26 protein-coding genes are annotated in these 26,893 nt (G+C 61.3%); 4 read left to right on the top strand and 22 right to left on the bottom strand.

What is annotated here, in order from left to right:
- Positions 1–123: 123 nt before the first annotated feature.
- The 14 genes from BO1_RS57765 to BO1_RS21400 all read right to left on the bottom strand — a co-directional run bounded on the left by BO1_RS57765 (position 124) and on the right by BO1_RS21400 (position 13,581).
- On the bottom strand, positions 124–558 hold the full coding sequence (locus tag BO1_RS57765) for a methyl-accepting chemotaxis protein (protein ID WP_084688095.1): 435 nt from the start codon (positions 556–558) through the stop codon (positions 124–126).
- 21 nt (positions 559–579) lie between these two features.
- Positions 580–861 (bottom strand): YciI family protein, encoded by a 282-nt coding sequence (locus BO1_RS21460; protein ID WP_028219312.1) that lies wholly within the window; start codon positions 859–861, stop codon positions 580–582.
- Between the two features lie 59 nt (positions 862–920).
- Positions 921–1,883 (bottom strand): sugar ABC transporter substrate-binding protein, encoded by a 963-nt coding sequence (locus BO1_RS21455; protein WP_245643863.1) that lies wholly within the window; start codon positions 1,881–1,883, stop codon positions 921–923.
- 57 nt (positions 1,884–1,940) lie between these two features.
- Positions 1,941–3,668 (bottom strand): GMC family oxidoreductase, encoded by a 1,728-nt coding sequence (locus BO1_RS52120; RefSeq protein ID WP_043285755.1) that lies wholly within the window; start codon positions 3,666–3,668, stop codon positions 1,941–1,943.
- Positions 3,669–3,708: 40 nt separating this feature from the next.
- A complete protein-coding gene (locus tag BO1_RS21445; RefSeq protein ID WP_028219310.1) occupies positions 3,709–4,767 on the bottom strand; it encodes a maleylacetate reductase in 1,059 nt (352 codons plus the stop codon).
- Positions 4,768–4,802: 35 nt separating this feature from the next.
- Positions 4,803–5,402 carry a malonic semialdehyde reductase gene (locus tag BO1_RS21440; protein ID WP_028219309.1) on the bottom strand — a complete coding sequence of 200 codons (600 nt, stop codon included), beginning with the start codon at positions 5,400–5,402 and terminating at the stop codon, positions 4,803–4,805.
- Positions 5,403–5,472: 70 nt separating this feature from the next.
- Positions 5,473–6,351, bottom strand: coding sequence for an NAD(P)-dependent oxidoreductase (locus BO1_RS21435; RefSeq protein WP_084688094.1), 879 nt, complete (start codon positions 6,349–6,351; stop codon positions 5,473–5,475).
- Between the two features lie 23 nt (positions 6,352–6,374).
- Positions 6,375–7,352, bottom strand: coding sequence for an ABC transporter permease (locus BO1_RS21430; RefSeq protein ID WP_028219307.1), 978 nt, complete (start codon positions 7,350–7,352; stop codon positions 6,375–6,377).
- A complete protein-coding gene (locus BO1_RS21425; protein ID WP_028219306.1) occupies positions 7,349–8,311 on the bottom strand; it encodes an ABC transporter permease in 963 nt (320 codons plus the stop codon). The genes BO1_RS21430 and BO1_RS21425 overlap by 4 nt, the downstream gene beginning before the upstream one ends.
- On the bottom strand, positions 8,304–9,929 hold the full coding sequence (locus tag BO1_RS21420; RefSeq protein ID WP_084688093.1) for a sugar ABC transporter ATP-binding protein: 1,626 nt from the start codon (positions 9,927–9,929) through the stop codon (positions 8,304–8,306). The genes BO1_RS21425 and BO1_RS21420 overlap by 8 nt, the downstream gene beginning before the upstream one ends.
- Positions 9,926–10,822, bottom strand: coding sequence for an NAD(P)-dependent oxidoreductase (locus BO1_RS21415; protein ID WP_043285753.1), 897 nt, complete (start codon positions 10,820–10,822; stop codon positions 9,926–9,928). The genes BO1_RS21420 and BO1_RS21415 overlap by 4 nt, the downstream gene beginning before the upstream one ends.
- Positions 10,823–10,866: 44 nt before the next feature.
- Entirely contained in the window at positions 10,867–12,225 is a 1,359-nt protein-coding gene (locus BO1_RS21410) for an amidohydrolase family protein (protein WP_028219303.1), read from the bottom strand.
- A gap of 44 nt (positions 12,226–12,269) precedes the next feature.
- Positions 12,270–12,596 (bottom strand): Dabb family protein, encoded by a 327-nt coding sequence (locus tag BO1_RS52115; protein ID WP_043285751.1) that lies wholly within the window; start codon positions 12,594–12,596, stop codon positions 12,270–12,272.
- Positions 12,597–12,693: 97 nt separating this feature from the next.
- On the bottom strand, positions 12,694–13,581 hold the full coding sequence (locus BO1_RS21400; RefSeq protein ID WP_028219302.1) for an intradiol ring-cleavage dioxygenase: 888 nt from the start codon (positions 13,579–13,581) through the stop codon (positions 12,694–12,696).
- A gap of 120 nt (positions 13,582–13,701) precedes the next feature.
- Between BO1_RS21400 and BO1_RS21395 the strand changes: the two genes are divergently transcribed.
- Positions 13,702–14,631 (top strand): LysR family transcriptional regulator, encoded by a 930-nt coding sequence (locus tag BO1_RS21395; protein WP_028219301.1) that lies wholly within the window; start codon positions 13,702–13,704, stop codon positions 14,629–14,631.
- 657 nt (positions 14,632–15,288) lie between these two features.
- Here BO1_RS21395 and BO1_RS21390 read toward each other — a convergent pair.
- The 3 genes from BO1_RS21390 to BO1_RS21380 form a co-directional block, all read right to left on the bottom strand.
- Positions 15,289–16,356, bottom strand: a complete 1,068-nt coding sequence (locus BO1_RS21390; protein WP_028219300.1) for a porin — start codon at positions 16,354–16,356, stop codon at positions 15,289–15,291.
- Positions 16,357–16,480: 124 nt separating this feature from the next.
- Positions 16,481–17,269 (bottom strand): alpha/beta fold hydrolase, encoded by a 789-nt coding sequence (locus tag BO1_RS21385; protein ID WP_028219299.1) that lies wholly within the window; start codon positions 17,267–17,269, stop codon positions 16,481–16,483.
- A gap of 145 nt (positions 17,270–17,414) precedes the next feature.
- Positions 17,415–18,071, bottom strand: coding sequence for a c-type cytochrome (locus tag BO1_RS21380; RefSeq protein ID WP_028219298.1), 657 nt, complete (start codon positions 18,069–18,071; stop codon positions 17,415–17,417).
- A gap of 151 nt (positions 18,072–18,222) precedes the next feature.
- Here BO1_RS21380 and BO1_RS21375 point away from each other — a divergent pair, with 151 nt between their 5' ends.
- Complete coding sequence (locus tag BO1_RS21375) at positions 18,223–19,089, top strand: helix-turn-helix domain-containing protein (RefSeq protein ID WP_028219297.1); 867 nt, start codon at positions 18,223–18,225, stop codon at positions 19,087–19,089.
- A 137-nt stretch (positions 19,090–19,226) separates the two neighbouring features.
- Here the strand turns inward: BO1_RS21375 and BO1_RS21370 are convergent, their stop codons facing one another.
- A complete protein-coding gene (locus BO1_RS21370) occupies positions 19,227–20,144 on the bottom strand; it encodes a fumarylacetoacetate hydrolase family protein (RefSeq protein WP_028219296.1) in 918 nt (305 codons plus the stop codon).
- 381 nt (positions 20,145–20,525) lie between these two features.
- Here BO1_RS21370 and BO1_RS59365 point away from each other — a divergent pair, with 381 nt between their 5' ends.
- The gene (locus tag BO1_RS59365) at positions 20,526–20,732 is read left to right on the top strand and encodes a hypothetical protein (protein WP_156992353.1); all 207 of its coding nucleotides are present in this window, start codon (positions 20,526–20,528) and stop codon (positions 20,730–20,732) included.
- A gap of 216 nt (positions 20,733–20,948) precedes the next feature.
- Here the strand turns inward: BO1_RS59365 and BO1_RS21360 are convergent, their stop codons facing one another.
- The 3 genes from BO1_RS21360 to BO1_RS21350 all read right to left on the bottom strand — a co-directional run bounded on the left by BO1_RS21360 (position 20,949) and on the right by BO1_RS21350 (position 23,984).
- Entirely contained in the window at positions 20,949–22,223 is a 1,275-nt protein-coding gene (locus BO1_RS21360; RefSeq protein WP_043285745.1) for an MFS transporter, read from the bottom strand.
- 86 nt (positions 22,224–22,309) lie between these two features.
- Positions 22,310–23,509, bottom strand: coding sequence for an acetamidase/formamidase family protein (locus tag BO1_RS21355; RefSeq protein WP_156992352.1), 1,200 nt, complete (start codon positions 23,507–23,509; stop codon positions 22,310–22,312).
- 34 nt (positions 23,510–23,543) lie between these two features.
- Positions 23,544–23,984 (bottom strand): GlcG/HbpS family heme-binding protein, encoded by a 441-nt coding sequence (locus BO1_RS21350; protein WP_028219292.1) that lies wholly within the window; start codon positions 23,982–23,984, stop codon positions 23,544–23,546.
- Between the two features lie 1,155 nt (positions 23,985–25,139).
- Between BO1_RS21350 and BO1_RS21345 the strand changes: the two genes are divergently transcribed.
- Positions 25,140–26,159: a LacI family DNA-binding transcriptional regulator gene (locus BO1_RS21345; RefSeq protein WP_322788536.1), complete on the top strand. Its 1,020-nt coding sequence runs from the start codon at positions 25,140–25,142 to the stop codon at positions 26,157–26,159.
- A 36-nt stretch (positions 26,160–26,195) separates the two neighbouring features.
- On the opposite strand, the gene BO1_RS21340 is transcribed toward BO1_RS21345, so the two are convergent.
- Complete coding sequence (locus BO1_RS21340; RefSeq protein ID WP_084688091.1) at positions 26,196–26,795, bottom strand: helix-turn-helix domain-containing protein; 600 nt, start codon at positions 26,793–26,795, stop codon at positions 26,196–26,198.
- Between the last annotated feature and the right edge of the window lie 98 nt (positions 26,796–26,893).

Genomic DNA, 26,893 nt, shown 5'->3' with positions numbered 1-26,893 from the left:
CGATATGAACGTTCAGGACACGAGAGCCACCGATAAGCTCGATCAGCTCGGAGGCGGTCAACGTCTGCCTTTGTGCTTTGTCCACTAACAGCGCTTCGGCCGGATATGGCTACCGAGCAGACCTTAATCGATATGAGATTTTCTGATGGTGACAACCAGTGCAGAGATTCGCCGTCCAGGCGAAACATATTTACCGCGCACGAGCACCGCAGCCTGAGCGCGCATCGATTCAGACGCGGTGGCGGCCTGCTCAACCAATGAAGCGTTTTCCTGCGTAACATGCTCCATCCCGCTCACTGACCCGTTTATCCACTCGATTCCCTTGCTTTTCTCTACCGATGCGCTTGGGATCTCCGCGGCGATATCGGACACGCGTCCCACCGCCTGCCCGATCTGTGCCATCGCATGCCCTGCCTGACGAGCAAGCTCAGAACCCTGATCGATCTTCGTTGAAGAGCTTTCGATTCCCGTCTTGATTTCTTTTGCCGCAGCGTTGCTACGCTGCGCGAGGCCACGGACTTCGTTCGCAACGACGGCGAAGCTTACTCCATGCTGAATCGAGGGCGAGGATCCGACCGGTCAGCGGTTGTCCACACGCTTGACGAAAGGCCGGATCTCGATCGTTCTCCACACACCTGCTTTGTTGAACGGGTCTCCGGTAACGAAGACCTGCAGCGCTGAGATATCGTCCCCTTCGTACAAGAAAAAGCTGCCGTTCATTGTTCCATCGAGTTCCGTGAGCGGCCCGGAAATGAGCGTACGCAACAGCGAAGTCTGAAGGTAGGCTTTGTGCGCGTCATAGTTCTCAAGACGACGCTGCTGCATGCCTGGATGATCAAGGCAATAGACGACGAAGTTCATCTCATCTCCGTGGTGAGCGGGGCATGACGATCATCACCCCGCGAATAAGCCGTCGCCAGTCACTGCGTGACAGCGGCGTCCCAGGTCGGACAGTTCAGCTTGTCCGGCGCGATGTCGAAGCTCTGGTAGTTTGTCGCGGTGACGACCTCCGTCTTCAGCGAAATCTGCTTCGGAACCGGCTCACGACGCAGTGCACGCAAGGCGGCCATCACACCAAGACATCCTTGCTTGAACCCGGAGTAGTCGCCGCTCGCCAGCAACTTGCCTTGCTTGATCAGATCTATCGCCTCCTTGCTGGCGTTAATGCCGACGACCTTGGCGTTTATATTCGCGCCATCCAGTGCGTCCAGTGCTCCGATGGCCATAGCGTCGTTGGCTGCCAGGACACCGTCGACGTTCGGATAGGTCTGCAGCAGGTTCTCCATCACCTGCAGTGCCTGCAATCGCTGGTAGTTGGCCGGCTGCGAACTCAGCACCTTGATCCCCGGAGCTACTTTAAGTGCGTCGTGAAAGCCACGCATGCGCTCGTCGGACGTTGCAGTGCCGCGTACGCCCTCCAGTATGATGATACGGCCCTTACCGCCCATGGACTTGAGCAGATATTGGGCCGTCTGCAGGCCGATCTGATAATCACTCGCGCCGACGAAGCTCACGAAGTTGCCCGATTGCGCCTTGTCCACGATGTTCACCGTCGGGATCTTCGCGGCATTGAGCTTGGCAATGCCGGGACCCATGGCCTTGAAGTCAACCGGGACGAACACGACGGCGCCTGGATGCTTCACGATGACGTCATCGATCTGGCTCATCTGCTCGGGAATGCTGTCGGGCGTCGTCGGCACATAGTTGACCACGTTCGCGTGCATTTCCTTTGCGGCGCTCTGCGCACCCAACCGCACACTTTGAAAGTAGGGATTGGTCAGGTTCTTGGTAAATACGGCAATGTTTTCGCCGTCCGCATAAGCGAGTGTTCCGCACGCAAGCAGCGCGAGCGCGAGTCCGCACTTGATCGTCATACGAGTCATAGGTGTCTCCTTCAGTCTGGATTGGTTTGGTGGTCAAACTAGCGGCAGATGACGCGATCAAGCAGCTCCCATGACGCCGGGGGCGACGTGAGTGTGATCGCGGGTAATACGTTCGGCTGCATGCTCCGCCAGCATCAACGTCGGCATATGGGTATTCGCGCTGGGAATGACGGGCATCACGGATGCATCCACGACGTAGAGATTCCCAACGCCGCATACGCGATATGCGTCGTCCACCACGGTCGATGGCGAGCGCGCATCGCCCATGGTGCACGTCCCTACCGGATGCCCCATCGGCGCGATCGAGGCTAGCAGTTCCCCGTCGGAAGGCGCATCGTTACCACGTCGTTGCGCGAGTGGGCGACCGAGGCCCGCGACGTGGCGCAAAGCGAAGCGCCGCAGTGGACCCGGGGCATCCAGCGCAGCCCCCGCGCCCACGGCCAGCGCAAGACCCGCCAGGCCGCTCCGGTTGAACTGGTTGAGCGCCATACCGGGCGGGAGGAGGAACGCTTCGTTATAGTTTGCCGCTACCGTTGGATCGCGCAGTAGCCGCTCCGCGAGGCGCGCGGCCATCACGACGCGCGGCGCGTCGCGGGGATCGCCGAGCATCCTGAAGTCGATGCGCGGCGCCGCCTGCGGATTCGCTGCCTGGAGGGTTACGGTCCCGGTCGAAAACGGCGAATACAACGCCGACCCCAGCATCGCGACACCGGTGCCGAACGGCTGGGGGCTCACGCGTCCGAACGCAAACAGCAGCAGATCGCCAGGCGGGCAATCCTGGAGTTTCGACGACGCCCTCAGCCCCGCCATGGCGAAGCGGCGTAGCGTCGGGGCCAGTCGCTTGTCGCGTGGCAGCGTCAACGCGAAGAACTGGTACGCGTGATTCTGCAGGTTGCGTCCTACGCCGCGCAGATCCACAACCGGCTTCACGCCGATGCTCGCCAGTTCCTGTGCCGGACCGACGCCCGAGCGCAGCAACAGCGCAGGCGAGTAAATCGCCCCAGCCGAGACGATCACATGGCGCGCGAGCACGGTCATCGTCGCCCCCCCGTGTTCGCACTCGACGCCGATCGCAACGCGCCCATTGAACAGCAGGCGCTGCACGACGGTATTCGCCATGATCGTCAGATTCGGACGGCGGCGAACGCTCTCGGTCAGATAACAGCGTGCGCTGCCGGAGCGGAACTCGGCGTTGCGGGTCGTCGGCATCGGAAAGAAGCCTTCCGCGGGCGCCTCGTTAATGTCTTCGACATAGGGGAAGCCGTTCGCCAGCGCCGCATCGCGTAGTGCGGACACGAAGGTCGGCCATTCACGGGGCGAAGTCCGCGTGACAGGCGTCGTGCCGTCGCCACCTTCGCCGCGCGCGGGCTCACGTTCGATCTTCCGGTACACGCGCCTCGCCTCTTCCCACGACCATCCGGCTGCGCCCGCCGCGCGCCACCGTTCGAAGTCGGAGGGCATGCCGCGCAGCGCGAACATGCCCATGATGCTCGAGCCGCCGCCCATTACACGCGCCTGGGGAAAGGGACGCGGCTCGCGACCGTCGGCCATCCGCGCCTCGAGGCCCGGCCAGAAATACGCCGGATTCAACGTCGAACTCGGGAACGTATCGTCGATATCGGCGGGAATTTGTCCTGGCGGCGTGTCGACGCCCGCTTCGATCAACAGTACGCGGTGCAGCCCGTCTTCCGAAAGCCGGGCTGCCATCACCGCACCGGCCGTGCCGGCGCCTACGACGAGAAAGTCGTACCGCACGGCTGGGGCATCGGTAGGTCGGTTCGTCATGATTCGCCAGCTCCGGGGGCTCACCAGGGTTGCGTGCAGATCAAACGCCCGCGCCAGACCATGCTCGTTCGAGCAGGTCAGTTAGCGCGTCTGCTTCCACAGGACGTGGGTTGGCGTAGGGATTGGCGATCGCCTGCTCCACCGCTTGTGCAATACCGGCGTGCGGCATACCAATATCGCGCAGCGCGAGCGGTATGCCGCAGCCGCTTTCGAGACGCAGCAACACCTGCACGGCGTCGTCCGCACCCATCGCGCGTTCGAGACTCGCGAGTGCGTCGGCAATGTTCGGCGCGTTGTAGGCGAGCGCGTACGGCAGGACGATGGCATGCGTCTGTGCATGCGGCAGGTCGAACATCCCGCCTAGCGTATGGCACAGCTTGTGGTGCAACCCCATCGTGGTGGTCGCGAGGCAGCACGCGCACAGCCAGGCGCCGTAGAGCAGCGAAGCGCGCATATCGGCGTCGTCGGGGGCGGCTTGCAACTGCGGCAGTGCCTCGACAACCGCACGTACCCCCTCCTCGGCCATCAGCGAAACGATCGGGTTGCGATCCGGAGCGTAGAGTGCCTCCGCGGCGTGCGCGATCGCGTTGAAGGCCGATAGCGCAGACATCGCCGGCGGCAGAGACAGCGTCAGATCCACGTCGTAGATCACCACTTCAGGCTGGATCTTCGCGTCACGCCGGGTGACTTTGCGGCCGTCCTGCGTCTCACCAAGGATCGGCGTCATCTCCGAGCCTGCGTAAGTCGTTGGCAGCACGATTTGCGGCAGGTCAGTCCGTAGCGCGATGGCCTTGCCGAGGCCCGTTGTCGAACCGCCTCCGACTGCAACCACAGCGTCGATCCGATTAGCCTTGACCACGTCCAGTGCGCGGGCCGTAACGTCGACCGGTGTGTGCATCGTCGCGCCAGTGAACACGCCCGCGGCACGTTCGCCGAGCAACTGCGTCACACGCTCCGCGAGCGCGGCCTGCTCCGGGGTCGAATGCACCAGTACGCGACGGCCCCCCAGACGATCGACCTCGGCGGGCAACGCCGCGCTCGTGCCACGGCCAAAGACCACGCGCGTGGGCAGCGCCTGCCAGGTGAAAGAACTCAGCATGATCCCGTCCCCTCGATCAGTGACATCACGTTTTGCTAAAGGAGCGTGCAGGCTTGCTCGAACGACAGCCTCGGCAGTCTGTCGAGCACCTTCTCGGAGTCGCCATAGCCGAGATTGCAGAGGAAATTGACAGCAACGTTGCCGTCCGGGAAGAACTCGTCGTTGACCTTCTTCGCGTCGAAGCCGGACATGGGCCCGCAATCGAGGCCGAGTGCCCGCGCCGCGATGATCAGGTAAGCGCCCTGCAGGCTTCCATTGCGAAACGCCGTGGTCTCGATCAGCTCGGGCTTGCCTTCGAAGATCGCACTGGCATCCGGCCGATGCGGGAAGAGTGTTGACAGTTGATCGTGAAAGCGTCGGTCGTAGCCGACGATCGCACAGACCGGCGCCGCACGCGTCTTGTCCACGTTGCCCGGTGCGAGCGCCGGCAGCAGCCGCGCCTTCGCTTCAGGCGTGCGCAAAAACACGAAGCGTGCCGGCGTGGTGTTCATGCTCGTCGGCCCGAACTTCAGCAGGTCGTACAGTGCCCGCACATCGTCATCGGTCACGGGCCGGTCAAGCCAGGCGTTCTGTGTGCGGGCCTTGCGGAACAACACGTCCAGTGCGTCCACGGATAGCGTATTCGACGTAGTCATGGTTTTTAGCAATCGGTGATAAGGATCGGTCTTCAGAAATGGTGGGTTGTGGGACCCAATTGCAGGATGGTCACCGGGTCACCGTCCGCCCATCGCCGGGGTTCGTACCGGCGGCTTTCTCGAGCCACGGAATGATGGCCGCGAGGCCCTCGCTAGCCCGCCCGTGCGCCAGCGCGCCGAGATACATCTGATGCGCCATACCAGTGAGCGTCAGCACGGTTCCGGTGGTCTTGCCGTGGGCAAGTGCATCGCCAAGGCGCTGCACCATCTGCTCGCAGCCATGCGACGAGCCAAAATCGCGCGTCGCGACCAACGAGGTATGCGACTGGATCACGGGCGAACCGATCGCGCTCGTCTGCATGACCTCGAGCATTTCCCGCCAGTCCAGACCGACCGCTTCGCCAAAGACCAGGGCCTCGGCCCACATCGCCATCGACACCCCGGTCATGACATCGAGCACCCGCGTCATCGCCCGCGCCTCCTCGCCAGCGCCAAGCCAGACGATCTTGCTGGCCAACGCTTCCAGCAGCTCGAGCGCCCGCTCGTAGTCCTCACGCGGCCCGCTGACCATCGCGGTGTAAGCCTGCGCGCCGCCTTCGCCGGGGCCCACCGTGAGCGGCGCCCGCAAATAGTGAACGCCTGCGCGCCGTGCCGCTTCGTCGATTTCCCGTGAGAGTGCCTCGCTGACCGGACTGACATCCACCAGCAGAAGACCCTTGCGTTCCCTACTCAGGTAGCCCTGCGGACCCAGAAGGGCCGTCTCCAGTTCGACATCACTCGCGCAGGCAGTGACAATTGCGTCCACGTCTTGCCCGGCTGCCGTGCTCGTTGGGTCCTGAAGATGGACTTCGAACCGGCCTGCCAACACTTCATGCAAACGCTCGGTATCGGCGTCGCCTAGCACCGCGACGCGCCGTAAGCCACGCTCCATCGTCATTCCTCGTTCCATATCCGTGTCTCCCCTTTGCCGCGCTATTCGCGTGCCTCCTGCCGCCGGCGGCTCAGCGAGTCGACCAGCACAGCGACGATGATGATTGCGCCCGTCACGAGCGGCTGCCAGTTCGCGTCGATATTCAGCAGGTTCAGGCCATTGAGCACCAGCGTGAGCAGCAGCGCACCGATCAGCGTCCCGTACGGTGTGCCGATGCCACCAAACAGCGACGTCCCACCGATCAGGACTGCCGCGATGGCGGGCAGCGTCAGCGGAGCACCGATATCGCCTTCAGCCGAATTCAGGCGCGCGAGAAAGACCAGGCTGCCGAGTCCGGCCATCAAGCCGCTCAGCGCGTACACCAGAACCAGGCGGCGCTTCACCGGGACGCCGGAGAAGCGCGCCGCCACCGGATTCGAACCCATTGCGTAGACCTGTTGGCCATAGATCGTGCGACCGGCAAACAACGCCGCCAGCGCGAGAAATACCAGCATCAGGTACACCGGCACCGGTATCGAGAACAGGTAGCCGCTGCCGAGTTGCCGGAAGCCATGTGGGAAGCCGTAGATCGTATTGCCCGCCATGAAGTACCAGGTGTAGCCATTGATGAGCCACATCATTCCGTAGGTCGCGATGAACGACGGCATCCGCAGGATCGCGACGAGGAAGCCGTTCGCGAGCCCCACCGCGGCGCCACACGCGATCGCCACAACGGCGCCTTCGAGGGGCGAGCCGGTCGCCTTGATCACGGTCCCGGCCAGGCAGGCCGACAGCGCGACGTTCGCGCCGATCGACAGATCGATCCCTCCTGTCAGCACGACAAGGGTGAGGCCCGATGCCATCAGGAACAGCAAGCTGGCCTGGCGCAGCACGTTCAGCAGGTTGCCGGTCGTGAGAAAGGCGTCGGAGGCGACGGCAAGCACGACGCCGACAATGACCACGGCGGCCAGTCGCGCAGCTACCTTCGACACATTCTCGCCCGGTCTGAAATGGCCGGTGAATGAAGTGAGCGCGTTCATGATTGGGTCTTCAATCCTTCGACGAAAAGAGCAAGCAACACCAGCATGCCGATACACGACACCTGGACGGACGACGGCACACCGGCGAGGTTGAGGCCGTTCCGCAGCATGCCGATGGTCAGAACGCCGAGCAGCGTACCGGGCAGGCCACCTTTGCCCTTCTCGAACGACGTCCCGCCAACGATCACCGCGGCAATCGCATCAAATTCGAGGCCAAGCGAAGCTGTGGGGTGGGCGGTACTCATGCGGGCGGTCAGCAGCACGGCCGCGAAGCCGAACATCGCCCCGGCAAACGTGTAGATGCCGATCAACCATGCGCGCGCCGAGATACCGGCAAAGCGCAGCGCTTCGGGATTGCCGCCGATCGCTCGCGCATAGATGCCCATCCTGCTGCGATACATCAGCAGATGATTGACTGCATAGGCGAGCACGGCGATCACGATCGGCGCGGGAATGCCGAGGATCGCGCCGTTGTAGATCGCGGGAATTGTGGTCCCGATGTCGGTGATGCTCTGACCGCCGCTCATGAGCAGCGCAAGACCTTGCGCGACGCCCATGGTCCCGAGCGTGACGACGAATGGCGGCAACGCGAGCCACGCGATCAGCGCGCCGTTGACGAGGCCGAACAGCGCCCCCATCGCAATGGCTGCGGCGATGCCTTCCCATGTGTGAGCGCCGAACTGCATGATGCAGCCGAGCGATACGCTCGCTGCCGCCGCGACGGCGCCGGCCGACACGTCGATCCCCTCCGTAAGGATCACGAACGTCATCGGTAACGCAATGAGCAGCAAGATCGACGACTGCGAGCCGATGTTGACGAGGTTCGCCGGATCGACGAACTGATGATTGAGCGCAGTGAACCCCGCTAGTATCGCGAGCATCATCCACGCGACGCCGGGAATCCTGGCTGGCACGGCCAGCCACGGGTGCGGCGCGACAACAACCTGGGCATTACGCATCTTGCATCCCCAAAGCGAGAAGGCTTTCTTCGGAAAGCTGGTCACGGCTGAGTTGGCCCGCGACCCTGCCTTCACGCATCACATAGGCGCGATCACATACGTGGACGATTTCCGGAAGCTCCGAACTGATCAGAAGCACACCGGCTCCTTCGTCCACGAGCCGTCCGATCAGGGCGAAAATCTCCGCTTTCGCGCCAACGTCGATACCGCGCGTGGGCTCGTCGAAGATGAACAGGCGTGCCCCGGTGGCAAGCCATTTGCCAATCACGATCTTCTGCTGATTCCCCCCGCTCAGCACTGAGGTCCGGCGCCCGATGGTAGGCGTGGCGATACGCAACTCCTCGATCATGTTCCGCGCGAGCTGCCGCGCCGCGCGCGGCCTGAACCAGCCACCGGGAAACAGCCTGCCGAGCCCTGCCAGCATCAGGTTGTCGCCCACCGATCGCGTCACCGCAAGCCCTTCGTGCTTGCGGCTCTCCGGTATCAGCGCCATGCCGAGCTTCACCGACTGGCTGGGTTCGCCGCGGCGCCGCTTGCCGAATATCTCCACCTCGCCCTCGCTCACCGGATCAATGCCGAACGCGGCGCGGGCGACCTCCGAGCGTCCCGAGCCCACGAGGCCCGCGAGTCCCACGATTTCGCCGGCACGAACCTCAAGATTCACGTCCTGGATCCCGTTCGACGAATGGACCCCACGCATGACCAGCGCGGGCACGCCAGGCGTCTCGCAGAAACGGCGCGCGTAGGTCAGATCGACGTCGCGGCCGACCATCATCCGCACGAGTTCCGATGGCGTCGTCTCCGCCGGGCGAGTCGCGCCGACCATCTTGCCGTCGCGCAGCACCGTAATGCGGTCGCCAAGGGCGAAGACCTCGCTCATGCGGTGCGAGATATAGACAATGGCCACGCCTTCCTGCTTCAGCGTCCGGATCACCCGGAACAGATTCTCTGTCTCACGCTCCGAGAGCGGCGCGGTGGGCTCGTCCATCACGAGAATGCGCGCGCGCTGCGACAATGCCTTCGCAATCTCCACCATCTGCTGCTGCGCCACACCGAGCTTGTGCACAGGCGTGTCGGTGTCATAGTCAAAGCCCAGCGTGTCCAGCACCTTCCTGGCCTCGACGTGCGCGCGCGCATTGTCCACGGTGCCCGGTAGACGCCCGGGGAACTCGCGACCGATGAAGATGTTCTGCGCAATGTCCAGGTGCGGAACCAGCGAGAACTCCTGGTAGATCACGGCAACGCCGAGTGCCTGCGCGTCCTTTGGCGACTGAATCTGCACCGGCTGGCCGAGATGGGCAAACGAGCCCTCGTCCGCCCGATAAACGCCGCTCATGACCTTCATCAGCGTCGATTTGCCGGCGCCGTTCTCGCCCAACAGCATATGCACTTCGCTGGAATGGACAGAAAAGCTCACGCCGTCGAGCGCGCGCACACCCGGGAACTGCTTGGCAATGCCGCGCAACTCGAGCAGCGGCTGCGCCACAGGCTGGCTATCCGGGGCGGAAATCGTCTCCGAGCCAAATGCCGCGACGCGGGTCGCGCCACCAGCCTCGAAAGGCAGCGCACTGCGCCGGACTCCGAGGTTGCCAGCGAGGGTACCTGGACTAGTGTTCATACCACCCCCGAAAGTGCTTCGACATGCTTGACGAGTGCGATGTAGTCGTCATCTCCCCCACCGGTCGAGATCAACCCCTGGAACAGGCCGCGCACGGCCGAAGTCAGGTGCAGCGGCACATGACTCTCGGCCGCGCAATCGAGGATCAGGTCGACATCCTTGGTCTGCGTGATCGCGGACATCGTCGAAGTGAAATCGCGCTCCTTGAGCGGAGGTGCCTTGTACAGCACCATCGGCGAGGCCACATGGCTCGAGGCGAGCACCTCCAGCATCTGCAACCAGTCGAGACCGCTCTTGCGCCCGAGCGTCAACGCCTCACCGATCATGCCCGCCGATACCGAAATCATCAGGTTGACGGCCAGCTTCATGAGCCTCGCTTCTTCGGCTTCGCCCAGATAAAACGCACGGCGACCAATCGCGTGAATAAGCGGCAATACCGTCTCGTATGCTTCGCGCGGGCCAGAAGCCATCACCGTCAGCGCCGCGGCGGCCGCAACGACGCCATTGCCGGATACGGTCGTGCGCAGGTAACGCACACCGCGTTTGCTTGCGATTTGTGCAACCTCCGCTGACACGGTAGGCGACACCGTGCTCGTATCCATGAAGATCGCGCCTTCGCGTGCATGGGCAAGCACGCCGTCATCGCCTGACGCGACGCTGCGAAAGATCGCGTCATTTGGCAACGAGGTGAAGATCACATCGGCGTCACGTGTCACATGCTCGATGGACTCCCCACGCTTGGCCCCGCGGGCGGCGATCGCTGCGAGCCGGTCTTCGGCGCGATCGAAAGCCATGACGGGGTAGCCTGCCTTCAGCAGGTTGGTCCCCATGGGCAGTCCCATATTTCCGATTCCGATGAACCCGACCCGCAGCGCAGGCTTCGCTTCGTTCATTGCGTTTGCTCCTGAAATGGATAAGAGGCGAAGTCGCCGGCGTATCAGTACGCTGCGAGCAGGTCGTCCAGGCCGGCGGCGATCCGCCTTCCCGAAACGTCGAGCTCGTCCAGGCGGCGCGCAAGCGCGTCGTACACCAGCTCGCCGTGACGCTTGCGGAATGCGCCAGCCACGAGCACCGTGTCGACATTGGCCCGACCGGCCTGCATGATCACGGCGGCGATGGCGTCGTGCAGCGGCCGCATGCCCAAGGTGTCAGCGCGTAGCGTCACGATGTCGGCCTGCTTGCCGGGCGTGAGCGAACCGACACGATCTGCAAGTCCGAGCGCCCTGGCGCCGTGAATCGTGATCCAGCCCAGCGCGTCGTTACATGTGAGCGTCGAAGTCGCCGGCAGGCGCGCCTCCCGCTCACGGGCCGCGGCGTTGTCGAGAGCACGTTGAGAAGCTAGCGCCATGCGGGCCACTGTCATCATGTCGCCGGCGATTGCCGACTCAAGATCGACCCCAAGCGAGGGTGCGTAACCAGCGTCGCGTAGCCGCCCCGTGATGGGATGCCCATGTCCCTGCAGCATCTCTGTTTCTGGTGCGAGCGAAAACGTGACGCCGCAGTCCAGCATCATCTGGAGCTGGGTGTCACTCAGGTTGTTGCCGTGCACGACGTTGGTGTGCGCATCCAGCAACCCGGCCGCGTTGAGTCGCTCCCAACCGTCTGGCGTCTTCGCGTCCAGCCCCGCACAATGCATGCTCGCGATAAGCCCACACTCGCGCGCGAGCAGCAAGTCATGATGCGAAACCTCGTACGTCGAGTAATGCGGGCCGAGTATCGCCATACCGAGCGTAACGAGCTCATCGCGACTCGTGAAGCGATGCTTCAGCAGACGCTCAATTTCGCTGCGCGGATGTGGAATCTCGCTGAAATGCTTCTGACCCGGCTTCGGATCGGGTTTCGGCGACCCATGCAGGAAAACGCCGCGTATGCCCGATTCGACTAGTCCATCGATCGCCCGGTCGGTGTGCGCAGGCGTCGGATTGTTGTGGCACCAGTCACCGAGTGTGGTCGTCCCGCAGTCGAGCTGGTTCAGCGCGCCGACAAGCGTGCCGATGTATAGGTCCTCCGGCGTGAACAGCGTGGCGAGACCCGCATGCACGCTGCGGAAGTATTGCGGCAGTGTCCAGTTCGCAACGAGAGAGCGCAACGCGGTCTGCCATGTATGCATATGGGCATTGACGAAGCCCGGAAGCACGATCTGTCCATGTGCATCGATCAGTTCAGCATCTTCGGCCTCGAGGTTATGTGCTACTGCAGCAATACGGTCGTCCTCGATCAACAGATCGAGCTCGCCCGCGCCAACGCGAGCGTCCATCGAAACGACGTAGCCACCTTTGATCAGCTTTCGCTTCATCTATTGTCTCCTCCGATAGCGCAACCGCTTATTGCGGTTTGCGCTCATGCTGCTGCGCGGGCAGCCAGGGGCTCGGACGGATAGTCCACCTGATGCCGTGCTATACGCAGGTCGCCGAGCTCAGCCTTCACCCGGAGATGCTCCGCATGCACGGCGTACGCCGATAACGAGTCGTGCGAATCGAACTCTGAATAAAGCACGACATCGCACGCGTAGTCGACACGGCTTATGTCCACGCCGATTTCCAGACGAAGCAACCCAGGAATTTTCCCGATCAGCCCCTCGAATGCCGTCTTGAGCTGGACGACAGCCTGGCGCTTTTCCTCGGGCGTACTGCCCTTCAGGTTCCACATGACAATGTGTTTAATCATGTATTTGCCTTGCCCTTTCCATACACGCGTCAGTGGGCGGGAGCCATACCTTTCGCGCGCGTTGTCCGTCTCGCTGCCAACGTGGCGGTCGTTGCGGTTATCGTTTGTCGCCACCTTCGGTGGCCGCTTCGCGATTCAGAATGAAAGTGAAGCTGAGTGTGCTGAACGATGTCTCGACGCGGCTACCGTCCGGCGCCACACCCGGCTCATGGCGCCGCCAGTCTGCAATGAGCGACGAGCGGACACCGAACACGGCGTCCGAATCCAGATATCTGTCGCCGTCGCGGAACACGTGGGTGATGAGCCGCTCGTATCCCGGTGCCTCGATCATGAAGTGCAGATGGGCCGGGCGCCAAGGGTGCCGCCCCAGCGCCTTCAGCATTCGGCCCACTGGACCGTCGTGCGGAATCGGATAGGATTCGGCCGTAATCGAACGGAAGTGGAACGATCCGTCCTCGAGGCTGCGCAGTGAACCGCGGCCTTTGCTCCCCTCCTCGCCCTGGTACTGCACGTCGTAGAAACCATCGGAGTCCGCCTGCCAGACTTCGATGTGCGCGTTGGGTATCGGCTCGCCGGTAAGCCCGGTGACTCTTCCGCTAACGAAGCAAGGCTCGCCTTTCGCGCCATTCGCGACGTCTTCGCCGTTCTCGTAGTGGGGGGCGTGCTCCACAAAGAACGGCCCGAAGACGGTCGCCTCAGTGCAACCTTCCGGCTTCCGGTTGTTGAGCGCGGTGACGAGCATCGAGAGGCCCAGCGTGTCGGAGAGCAAGATGAATTCCTGCCGTTTGTCGTCCGTGATGTGCCCGACATCGGTCAGAAACTGAATGCCCTTGAACCACTCTTCCTCGGTCAGTTCGACGTCCCGTGCAAAGGCATGCAGGTGTTGCACGACACTGGTCATGACTTGCTTCAGGCGCGGATCCTGCGCCTGTGCCTGACGGGCGAGGACAATCTGCGTGATGCTGTCTTCGTCGACGTTGCGCATGTTGTCTCCAATTCGTATAGGTATTGAGCCAAAATATAGTTGACCGCCCGCCGGTGAAAAAGGCCGCCCGCGGGAAACAAAATCCCGCCTGGCGGGAAAACGATGTTGCTGGAGACACGCGTGGATAAATGTCTGGAAGTCATGCTTTTCGTAGAGACCGCGGAGCGCGGAAGCATATCGAAAGCTGCAGAGGCTTTGGGTCTGTCAACTTCTGCTGCGGGCCGTCATCTGGCCAACCTCGAACGGCGACTGGGAGCGCGACTAGTCGAGCGAAATACAAGACGTCTATTCCTCACCGAGGTCGGGGAGGAGTTTTATCGGCGCTGTCGTGACATCACATCGGCCTTGGCCGAAGCAGAAGCAGCGGTCGGCTCGGCGCTGTCAAGCCCGGTGGGCACGCTGCGCGTGACGGGCTCGGTGTCGTTTTGCTCGCAGATCATCGCCCCGCTTCTCCCGGAGTTCACGGCGTGCCATCCCAAGCTGAATGTGGCGATCACCGCAGCCAACCGCTACTTCGACCTTATTGAGAGCGGCATCGATCTCGCCATACGCACGCGTGAACACGAGAGCGATTCGGGCCTCGTAATCCGGCGCCTCGCGGAAACCCGGCGCATTCTCGCGGCTTCACCCGAGTACCTCGAGCGCTACGGCACGCCCAAATCGCTCGATGACCTCGCAGGGCACCGCTTTCTCATTTATACGCTCGCAAACAATCCGCACGAGCTGTCGCTCGCGAAGGGCAACGAGACGCACGTCATCAAGATCAACGGATTGCTCGAGTCAAACGAAGGTCAGGTTATCTGCAAGGCCGGCCTCAACGGCCTCGGCATCCTCATTCAGCCCGTCTACATCATTCACGACGACGTGGTGGCCGGCCGGCTGATACCGGTTCTTGACGATTGGGATCTGCCACGACTGAAGATCAATCTGGCCTATCCGAACCGAAAATATGTCCCCTCGAAGGTACGTGTTTTCATCGATTACCTTGTTGAACATTTCGACTCGATGGACTATGAACGCAGGTGGACGCAGCGATGGTCGCAACGGTGATAGAGACCAGGCGCATGGGATCTTTCCACAGCAGATGCGGCAGAGGGCAAGTGCGGCGTGACCAAGACCGAACTTTGTGACATTGGCAAAATCTCACCGTGACCAAACCACTAACCGAGTGCAGCGAGTGCGGCTCTGTTCGCATCACCATTCGCGACTGATCAAGCGTGTATGCGAGTTCTGCAATCCATAGTGCTTTAAATCAGGCTTGGCAACTAGAGGTTAGATTCGAGTCAACGAACACGGTGAACCGGGCGTACTACCGGATTTTCCTTCGGCTCTCTTGCAACTGCGAACGCCTCACTGCTCAACGAGAATGCAATGCATCGGTTGCTTCCACTACACTCAAAGGAAGCCGTATCTTCGACAGATGCTATCCGGAGGATCCGCAGGCAGCGCAGAAAAAGGCAAATGCGGCTGCTGGCGCCAATCAGTAAGATTCTATGGCCATTGAAGGCACTGGCGAAAGCCGGCCCTCTTATTACCGGCGGGTTCAGCATGGGGAGACGACGGGCCCTATCAACGATTATCGACCATGTCGGCCCGCGGCATTGACGCTACAAACAGGACCGATGCACGGCGCCCGCGCCGTTCATTCGACTAGTTCCGGCTGGCGGAGAGATCGTTCTACCCTCCCCGCCACCAACCGCGCAGAGATCAGAAGAAGTGCTCAACGCCGACAACGACCGAGCGCTGCTTCATACCGGGACTTGCCGGGAACACGCTCGCAATGCCAATCGTGCCAAGCGAGTTGTTGTGCGACAGGCCAGCCTCCGTGTAGACGTTCGTCTGCTTTGACAGGAAGTAATGGACGCCGAGTTTAAAGAAGTAGCCGTTGCGCTCGCTGTTGACGCGATCCGAGAGATACGTGTAATTGCCGAGGACCTGCACCGTCGGCGTAATACGGTACTGCGCGCCGACTGAATAGTAGTCTTGATCAGAGCCAGTAGCTGGATTCCTGAAGTTCTGGAAGTTCAGGCTGCCCTTGAAGCTCTGCTGCGTATAGTCGAGAAACACCGTATAGGCGCGCGCGACCGTCTCGTTTGTTACACCAGTCGGATCCTTGCCGTCGATGTAACCGCCGTTCAAAGAGAACGGTCCAAGTGTGTAATAAAGCGCCGCAGATCTGACGCGCTGGTTCTGGAAATCGCCAGCCACTCCACCAAAACTCGTGAGCAGGCTTGCAGTGAGGCCGTATAGCGTTGGCGATGTGTACTTTACCGAATTGTTGGCCCACGTGTACTGCACACCGGTGAAGCCGGTGAGCGTCTGGTAAATCGTATTGGCGACGGAACCGAAGTTTTCGAAGCCGCTCGCATCGGACTGATACAACACCTCGACGAATGGCGTGTAGTGGCGGCCGAACGACAACTGCCCGAGATTGGTCTGCTTGAGCCCGAGCCAGGCGCCTCGATCAAACAGGTAGCTGCCAGCCGTCGCTGGCAAGCGGGCGTTCGTCATTGCGCCGGTACCAGAAAGAAAACCGGACTCCAGCCTGAAGAGCGTCTGAAGACCGCCTCCGAGATCTTCCGCGCCCGAAAGAATGAAGCGGCTCGTGATCAGATTTCCGGATCCAAACGCCCACTGACTTTCGTTCGCCGCATTGGCGCCCGACTTATAGCTGATACCGCTATCCATGATCCCGGAAAGCGTAACGCTCGATTGCGCATGCGCATCGAGACCGACTAGCGAGAGGGCCGTAACGGTCAATAGCTTCTTATACATCCAGGGTCTCCATCGTTTGCGAATTAAAACTATTCAGCTTTTTTATATGGACTCCGAAATATTAATAACCATATCCGTCATAAAATTTCGAAATCTCACTTTGTGCAGGAGGCGCTTCGCTTCCCTACCTCGCGTAACGCATCATGAATTCGCGCAGCTTCGGGTTCACCGCTTCGGCATGGGTCAGATTCGGCGTATGCCCGGCGTTGTCCACCAGCACGAACCCCTTGCAATTTGGCAGCCTGCCCGCAAGTTCTCGACCACACGCGGGATCAATGGCCACATCCGCCGAGCCGTGAAATACGATCGAAGCGTGCGTGATCTCGTCAAGCCGAGGCGTGATATCGTCGCGAAGCACCAATGCGTCAACCGGATGCTCAAAATGCTGCGGACTCATTTTGAGCCACTTTTCGGCCCAGTCGGCTGCGTGTTCCCTCGTGCCGAGCAGAAACCCCCCTAGGTGATCTGCGACGTTGAGCGCGCCGTTCGCCGCCCACTCCAACTTCAGTTGCCGGAACGACTCCTGAACCGGAATCTCGTCTATCCCGCTGCGCGTCGAGATCAGTGCGAGTGCACGGAAGCGATCCGGCTCCAGCAGCATCCCACGCATAGAAATGAAGCCACCCTGTGACATGCCCACTAGCGACGCTGTGGCCACTTCGAGATGATCGAGCAGCGCGATCAAATCACGTGCCGAATCCCAGTACGTGAACGGATGCGCGGTTGGTCCCGTAGCCCCGAAACCGCGTTGATCCCACGTGATGCAGCGAAACGTGTCTCCAAGCGCTTCGACGTTCGGCGCGAACATTTCGCGGTCCATCAGAAAACCATGATTGAAAATCACCACCGGTCCATCCGGTCGACCGGCCTCCTGCCAGGCGAAACGCATTCCGTCGCGTTCGAAATAATGCATGCTCGTCTCTCCATTCTCGTTGTATCGCGCTTCATGTCATGCGATTTGATTCCACTTTGACGGCACTATACGGTTGGAATCGCCGGAATCGCTGACCGGAAGATGCACCCGCTTATCAGATCGTCCATATTTTTTCGATTAGCCTTCACTGCCCGAGCGAAGCAACGTACGCTGACACCGCAGCGATCTCGTCGTCACTCAACAGGGGTACGATCAGACTCATCAGCTTGCCCTTACCACCGCGTTTTCCGCTCTTCCAGGCCTGCAACTGCTCGCTTACGTATGTTTCGTGTTGCCCTGTGATGCGCGGGAAGTCCGGCGCGATGCCGCCACCGGTTTCGCGGTGACACGAGATACAAGCGGGCGCCCCGCCTGCTCCGCCATGGGTATAGATGGATTTGCCCGCTTCGACGAGCTCAGCATGCATACTTTTCCCTTGGGATGGAGGCTGCGCAGCGTAATACTGCGCGAGCGCTTTCATGTCTGCGTCGCTCAGGTCGACGACCATGGCCTGCATGGTCGCGTTTTGGCGCAGTGGGCGAATACCCGGTCCGCCCTTGAATTGCACGAGCTGCTTGTACAGGTACTGCGGATACTGCCCGGCGAGCCGCGGATACATCTCTGCGGTGCCGTTTCCGTCGATTCCGTGGCACGCTGCGCACCGGTTCGCCACGATACTGCGGGCATGCAATGCGGTATCGTCTGCACGTGCCACAGTGCATTGCGCCGCGAGCAGCAGCCCAAGTGCCGCACAAGCGAGCGCCGGAACTGCAGCGCCGCGCGACAACGCGTATTTCCTCATTGACGTGTCTCCTGCACTTTGGTGAAGTACAGTTTACGAGTGCGGTAAGCAGAACCCCTTGACGCCCAATCGCGCCGCTTACCGAAGTGTCCAGTTTTGTTGAATAGAGAGGGGCCGGCGTCAGAGGTCCCCCCCAGAGGAAGTGCCAAGCATGACAACCATGTCCGGCGACGGAGACAAACCCGTCTGGATCCTGCAGGGTGATTTCGGGCGGGCCACGGTCAACTTCATCAGCCGTCCCCTCGTCGCACATGCCCATTCGCAATATCAGTTTCTGTTCAAGCTCGGTGGCAGCGATTGCGACTTTCGCATCGGGCCGCACGAGTGCACGCTCACTGCGGAACAAGCACTCTGCCTGAATCCGTGGGTCGAACACGCGAAGGGGAGTACTGACGATCAGCCTTCACTGATCCTTTCCCTCGTCATCGAAACACCTTGGCTGCGCGCGCAACTCAAGCTTCGCGAACATGGCCCGGCGCACATTTTTCCTGAGGCGCTTGTCGTTGTGACGCCCGACGTCCGCCACCATGTGGACCGCCTAGCTGCCGCAATCACGAATCATATGGTCGCGCAGGACGAGGGCTGCATGCCAATCCTCGAAGATCTCGTCACCACGCTCGGCCGTGACTTCGCGGACCCTGAACTCACACAAAGCATCCTGCCGTCCAGCCGCCCGGTGGATTTCAGGATCAGAAAGGCACTCGACTTCATCAAGCAAACGTCGCTGAGCAATCCGACAGTCGCTGAGGTGGCAGCGCAGGTTGGCCTTTCACGTTCGCGATTTTTCGAGCAGTTCCGTCGCTGCATGGGCGTCTCGCCCCAGCACTACATCGACTGGGTGCGAATGTCCCATGCAATCCAGCTTCTTGGCACGAGTGACCGCCCGCTCGCGGACATCGCGAGCGAGCTTGGCTTCGAAGAACACAGCCATTTCACCCGCTTCTTCGCGCAGCATATGGGAGTGCCCCCGGGTGACTTCCGGCGGCGCTCACTCAAGCTGACGCCACGCGAAGACTGAGCAATGCTCTAACGCGCCGGCGTCGGTGACCTGCAAACTGGATGGCGCTTTCGCTCAGCACACGTCATGTGGGTAGGCTCGTGTCGCCACAGGCCTGATTGAGACACGAGCGCTTGCTCGAACTCGATGGGCTGGAATCAAGCGTCCAGGATCACCGGGTTGCGTAGCACGCCGAGTCCGTCAATCTCGATTTCCACGAGATCGCCCGGGCGCATGTGCACAAGACCTGGCGTCGGGAACGGCCCGAACTGACGGGAAAGGTCTTTCCCCTCCAGATCATCAGGCTCGGGCGGCAGCGCACCCGGCGTGCCCATGGCGATGATGTCGCCTGGGCGCAGGCAGTACCCCTGGCTCAAATAGCTCACTACCTGTGCAACGCTGAGCAGCATGTCATCGAGCGGCGCACGCTGTCGCACCACGCCGTTAATGCGCGTAAGGACACTGTGCGTGGCGGGATCGCCGAATTCGTCGGGTGTCATGAGCCACGGACCATATGCGCCCGAACCTTCGAAATTCTTCCCCAGCCCGAACTGGCGATTGTGCGTCTGGTATTCGCGCACGGAGCCTTCGTTGAGGCACGTGTAGCCGGCCACGTAACCCAGCGCTTCATCGACGGGCACATAGCGCCCCGACTTGCCAATCACCACTGCCAGTTCGCCTTCGTAGTCGAACGCCTTTGCGATCGACGGACGCGGCGCGAGGATCGGCTCGCCCGCGCCGACGAAGGACGCAGCCGTGCGCAAGAAGAGGTGAGGATACTCGGGATTGGTCTGCAGACCAGTCTCGGCGATATGACTCTTGAAATTCAGGGCGAGCGCCCAGATTGCGTTGGGCCGCGAGATAAACGGCTTGAGTACGACAGAGGAAAGCGGCCGGTTGCCGCGAACGCCTGCTGTCACCTCACGCAGGTGTGCGAGTGCGTGTTCGCGCTCCAGGATTCCGATGAGATCCGACGGCAGTTCCGGTGCGACTTCGGCGACTTCCACGAAATGGGTCGCACTGGTGACGACGCCGAGTGCGACGTCATCGCCGTTGGCAAAGGCTATGATTTTCATGATCGAAGTTACGTTTTACGTTTGAAAGATAGTGCGTGATGTTCGATCACACACAGGATTCCTCATTGAATGCATTGTGTATGTATTCATTCCATAACGCTGGTGTCACAAGAAGAGTCTTCTCCCGTTAAGTGAACACACGTGTTCGCGTTATCAGCAGCTTAATTTCACGTGCGCGAATCACTTTAGTCGAATGGCACCAGCGTTTACCGACGAGTCCGATCATTTCGGTTAGTCAAGCCGATCTTTCCTACCGATTGACTCGCCCCCATTCGTTTGGTTAAGTGACGTGTCCGAGAACGTTTCTTCTATTTCGCCAAGCGACACAGCGAAACTCGCAACAGCAGCGCACATAAAGGGGATGGACCTTGTATGCCCCCCATGACCATCGATTCGGGAAAACCTGTGTCGATACTGCAAGGGGACTTCGGCCACGCGACGGTGAATCTCATCTGCCGTCCGCTGGTCGCTCACGCACACGCGCATTACCAGTTCCTGTTTAAAGTCGGCGATGCTGACTGCGGATTTCGTGTTGGCGCACAGGAATGCACATTAACCGGTGAGCGTGCGATTTGTCTGAATCCGTGAATCGAACAAGCTTTTTCGAGCATTTCCGCCGCTGCATGGGAATTCGGCCGCAGCAGTACATCGACTGGGTACGGATGTCGAATACCGTTCGATTACTGGTCTCGAGTGACCGACCATTGCAGGCAATGATCTTCATCGGACTTGGTGAAGTCGGATGAAGAAAGCTAGAAAGCCAAGCGGGGGATCGAGGAAACGAATCCCCCGAGCAATTGAGCGTCAGGACGATGAGCGTGCCAGGGAGTGGCGCCCTGCCGCGGACAGTCCTCCGAGTACGACGATTGCCGCGCACGCCGGCACAACCGCGGTCAGCACTATGTCGCGCGGCGCCCAGCCAAGCGACAGCAGCGCGCCGCCGATGGCGGGACCAACGAATGAGCCGACGCGCCCCAATGCATGACCCCACCCTACCCCGGTCGCACGAAGATGCTCGGGATAGAACGCGACAGCCAAGGCGGTCTGCCCCATAATCCCGTTCACCAGCCCCGCGCCGACAGCCCCGATCAGGAGCAGCACGGCCGCCGGCGGCACAGCAACCTGGGATAGCGTGGCGATGCCCGCTATCACGACCACGATGCCGACCGTCAGGGCCGATTTCACGCGTACATTGCCGGCAAGCGTCATCGCCGTGACGGCCGCGGTCATCAGCAGATTGCCGCTAAGCCCACCAACGCTGAACGCCGCCATTCCAGCTGGTGCATGTTCGAGCGAAAAGCCGAACGACAGCAATAGCGTCGGCAGCCAGAACAGCAGCGCATAGACGTCCATGAAGATCAGGAACGAGAACAGCCACAGCAGGCACGTATAGGTCGCCATGCCATCGCCGAACAGCGCCTTCACCGGGCTTGCACGCTTTTGTGGCCCATGATCGGTGCGTGGAGGCGCACCGGATGGCAGGATCCGATAGAACGCCGGCACGACAACGAACGGCAACACGCCGCCGAGCATAAACACGGCCTGCCAGCCGAACCGGTGCATGAGCGGGCCACCGACGACGCCCCCTATGACTGCGCCGACCGACATGCCCGTGGTCACGAGAAGTGACGCCGCAACCTTGTGCCGCGCACCGATAATAGCCGCCGACGCCGCAATTGCAATCGGTAGCGCAGCGCCAAGGCCGATTGCCGCGACCACGCGCATTGCCGACAGTTCAACCACGTTGCTCGCATACATGGTGAACCAGGTGGCGCTTCCAAACAACACAACACTCGCGAGACCGACAAGCCTGTGGCCGAAACGCTGCGCCAAGGACCCTGTCACGATGAAGCCAATCGCTGCGCCGACGTTCGTCGCGACGAACACGGGCGTGAATCCCGCAGCGCTCAACTGCCAGTCATGCGCGAGCGTCGGCACGACGAACGAGATCGACGTTGTATTGAAGCCATCTAGCACCACAACGAGAAAACAAACGAACAGTGCGAAACGCCATCCCGTACGACTGACGTCCGGCACAGCTTCACCGATCGCAACCGGCTTCGAGTCTTCCACATTCATTAACCTTCCTCCCTGCGGCGCGCGCGGGTCCGGTGCGCGGACGCCACTACGGCCGCATGCTTGCTCAAAAGCGAAAATCGCCTGGACTACGCCCGCACGTACTCGGAAAGCCGACGCTGCATATCGGCCGAGAAAATGCGCTTCGGCAACATGCAGTGAACGCCCTTCGGGGGTTTGGTTGCGTAGACAGTGTGGGTCTGGTCCGCAAACTGCGTGACGCGAAAGCTGCCCGCCACGCTGTAGATGCCATAGCAGTCTTCCGGCGCGATGCCCGTGGCCGCCGACAGCCAACCGATCATCCGGCGCAGACACGCGACGAGCGAATCATCGAGACTGTCGGCGAAGCCGAAGCCGATCCAGTACTCAGGCGTTTCCGCCATCGGGCCGTCGAGCGCCTTGTGCTTGTGCAGTACGTACTGGATTCGCATTTCTTCGAACGCGGTTTCGATCGACGTCTGGTCGACGTTGCCCTCGCCGGACGCACCCATCGAGCCACCAGTCCACACGCGGCCGCCGTTCAACTGGACCGGCAGGAACACCGAAGTGCCGGGGTTCAGCACCGCACAGTCGAGGTTGCCGCCGTAACTGCCGGCAAAGTTCGCGCTGACCGGCTTGTCGCCGGGCGGTTGCGTGCCCAGGTAGGCCTGGAACGGGTTGACCGGAATCTTCACCCCCGGCACGTAGTCCACATAGGTCCGCTCATCGTTGAACTTCACATAGCGCAGATACGGCGGGAAGTCATGTGGCAGCGCGCCGACTCCGGGCGGCGCCGAGTTCCAGCCCCAGTCGATCGGCCGCATCTTCAGCAGCCGGCACTCGATGAGATCTCCTGGCTCCGCGTCGTCGATCACCACGGGTCCAATCAGCGAAAATGCGCCGTTCGGGTACTTCTTTCGGATCGGCTCACGCTCCTTGAAGCCCATGCCATACTTGGGTTCGTTGCCCCAGTTGGTCCACGTGCCGTCGTACCAGACGGTGTCGCCCGAACTGATCGTGACCGCGGCCGGCCGGCCCGGATCCATTTGCCCGACCTGGACTGTGTCCCACGACGGCACGAGGCGTACGACCTTGCCGCCGGGCAAAGCGCGCATCGTGCTGCCGTTCGCCGAAGCCGGGCTCGTCGCCGCGCGCGCGGCGCCGGTGAAGCTCGCCACGCCCGCCGCGATCGCACCGAAACCGAGCTTGAGCATCGTGCGCCGGCAAAGCGCGGTCGCGTCCTGCGTAGTCGTGCCCACGTCGGTTGCTGCGACGTCGAACGTACTATTGGATTCTTTGATTATCTTCATACGTCATCCTTATGATTTCAATGAAATAGTGCCGTCATCGCGTGACCTGCGCGCCGAGTTCCTCAATGGCTTGCTTGACCACTTCGTCGTCAATCGCAGACGGTGCACCACCGGCGCCAATTGCGCCCAGCAGGTGTCCGTTCTGGAATACAGGAAACACACCGCGGCCCGGCAGGAACGGCGCGTAATATCCGGCGCCTCCCATGTTGCTGTATTCAGACGAATCATCGCGATAGCGCTGCTCGAGCGTGACGCCCGATTGACCGCCAAGCGCAACCGATGCGAATGCCTTGCCGCGCGCGAAGTCGACCGTTGCGAAAGACGCGCCGTCCATCCGTACCGCGGCGAGCAGATGGCCGCCCGGATCGACAACGGCGAAACCCATCGAGAGGTGCCGCTCGTTGGCGACCGCCACGGCGAGTTCGAGCAGCTTCTGCGTTTGCGCGTAACTGAGTGCGTAGCTTGTCGTTGGCACCGGTGCCGACTGCTGGGCCACGGCGCCCGAGACGACAGCCGCACAGCCAGTCGAAAATGTAGCGACGTATGCTATTCGACGAAGCAAATACCTGATGTTCAACTTCTTCTCCTCCTTCTTTTCAACCATTGCGCTATCACGCAGCGTAAGGGCGACCGGTCGAATTCCTGTGACCGTAGAGCCCCGGCGCTTACCGCCAAGTCCGAAAAATGTCGGTATTCGCAGCGCAACCCTCCCGTGCGTCGCTACCGCCAATCAAACAAATGTTCATCATGTTTTTAAAATCGGCCACGATTCGGGGTATTCCCGTATAGATGTGAACCGTCGGCACTGCCCCGGTTAGATACTGGTGCCAGAAACAAGGCATCTGTGAAATCGCCATGAAGACCTGGCTATTGGCTTCAGCACACGCACTCGGTGCAATCGGTACGGCAACAGCCGGTACGCACGAGCACTTTCACCTCCGTCACGAACGCACGTACCCGCGAGGCAGGAACTCACGCGCCTCGCGGGCAAACCGCTGAACTACGGGAGACACCTGCTATTACCTCGTTGCGAACACCGAGACACCAGTCCCTGTGCGACCACCATGCGCACACCGAGCCATTTGGCAGAAACTGCATGTTTCGATTTCAAATCCGCCTCCTTCGACTTGTTCACTCGCGCTCTCCACGCCACCCTGCGTCCATCAGCCAACACTTGCGTCCCACTGCCCGTCGTACGGGCAGGCCCACGCGTTATGCAATCGTTTGCACGCTAAGACGTGAGATCAGGGCGTTCACGAAGCGCCCGTGGTGCCCGACGAACCGTTGCAAACGGCACAAGACGGCATTTTTTATCTTGGTGTCCGCTACACGATATCTTTACGGACACTCGCCCGATCTTTCGTACCCTTTTGCATCCGTCATCTCGCTTCGCACCGACCCTATTTCTTTTGTTCCTGAAATGTCGATACAAACGGCTTATGCAAACGTATGCATATATTACCGCCCGTAAGGTCGTTGTCAATGCGTACTCGCCGCTAAAATTACTTGGGTTTTACCCGCAACATTGATTGCAACCCTTTGCATAGTTACAATCGCCGTATAACTACCAGCGCGTTTCATGACCACGAGATCCGACACGCGCGGCTCAGGCCGCGTCACCATTCGCGAAGTGGCGGCCGCCGCTTCCGTCAACGCGTCGACCGTCTCGCGCGCCCTGAACCCTGCGACACGCCACCTGATCGGCGACGAAGTCGTGCGTCGAGTGCTGGCGGCAGCCAAGTCGCTCGGTTACCGGCAAAACCGCCTTGCGGCGGCACTCCGCGGCGGCCAATCGCGCGTGATCGGTGTGTGCCTTCCAGATATCGAGAATCCGGTGTTTCCGCCGATTGTCTGCGGCATCTCAGAACAACTCGCGGCCGAAGGGTACGGCGTGCTGATAGCGAACATCGTCGGCACGCCGAAGGACCAGGAACGTATGCTCGAGCAGATGCTCGAACGTCGCGTCGACGGCCTTGTGCTTGCGACGGCCGCGCGCCAGGATCCGCTGGTGCGCCGCTGCATCCTCGACGGCGTCCCGGTCGTGCTCGTCAATCGCGGCGAAGACGGCGGCCAGGTGCCGGAAGTCGTCAACGATGACTTCCTGTCGATGCGCCTCGCTGTCGAGCATCTCGTCAAACTCGGCCATACGCGCATCGCGCATCTGGCAGGTCCCGCGCGGCTCGCGACCGGCCTGTCGCGCCTGCAGGGCTTCCAGATCGCAACGCAGCAACATGGCGTTACGGGGAGCGTCGTCGTCGAAGCCGTAGAATTCAACCGCGAAGCCGGCCGTGCCGCGTGTGAGCAGTTGCTCGACGCCCATCGCGACGTCACTGCGATCATCGCGGCGAACGACCTGATCGCACTCGGGTGTTACGACGTGTTCACCGCACGCCGGATTGCCTGCCCCGACGCCATTTCCGTGATCGGCCACAACGACATGCCGCTCGTCGACCTTTTGAATCCGCCGCTGACTACGCTTCGGATCCAGCATCGGGAAATGGGCCGTCAGGCGGCGAAGCTTCTGCTCCAGCGGATCGCAACGCCCAGCGCCGCGCCACTGCGCATCACGCTCCCGCCGGAACTGATGGTCCGCGGCTCGACGGCCCCGCGCGCCACAACCCGTAGGTCCGCTAGCGCCGGCACGGCTTAGAAGTGCATACGCCGCTCGCGTCGAGCTGCGCGGCTTTCACTTCGTACTCTCAGCAGCCGGCCCAAACTGATTCGCCACCCATCTGTTGGGCGACCCGCCAATGCGCGACTTGAAAAAAGTCGAGAATGCGCTCTGTGTAAAGCCGAGATCGCGCGCAATGACCGAAACCGGCGTACCGAGTGCCAGCGCGCACGTTGCAGCGCCTGCCTGCACGTCGCGACGCCAACGGCCGGCACCGACACCCACCTCATCCTCGAAGAGCCGATGTAGCGTCCTTACGCTGACGCTCATGCGGACTGAAAGCGTGTCGGGCCGCGGGTCACGGCCGGGGTCCAGAATCATTGCGTCGCACAGCCGCGCAATGCGACTGCGCGGTGACGGCAAATCAATCGCGATTCCCCATCCGGCCTCACGCGATGACACGTCGAGCTCGTCGAACAGCAAACCCGCGACGGCCGAGGGTGAACGCGCAAGCGCCTGATTCGCGCTCTCTGATAGCAATGACGTCAGGACACCCGAACATCGAGGAATTCTGACTGTCTGCACGAGGTCCCTGCTCAACTCCGGGGGTATGCACATTTCACGCAGCACCGCGCCGTAAGGCACGTAAAGGCGATGTCCAACGGAAGGCGGCATCCAGATTCCGCCGCCGAGCGTGACGCAATGCGCACGCCGCGCAGTGCTGACCCAAACCCCTCCGCATTGAACGTGCACAAAACGGCCAGCAGTATCAG

Origin of the sequence: Paraburkholderia oxyphila NBRC 105797 (genome assembly GCF_000685075.1) — a bacterium.
GTDB classification, from domain to species: domain Bacteria; phylum Pseudomonadota; class Gammaproteobacteria; order Burkholderiales; family Burkholderiaceae; genus Paraburkholderia; species Paraburkholderia oxyphila.
Note: the sequence above shows the minus strand (reverse complement) of the source record. Positions and strands in the feature narration are given on the sequence as shown.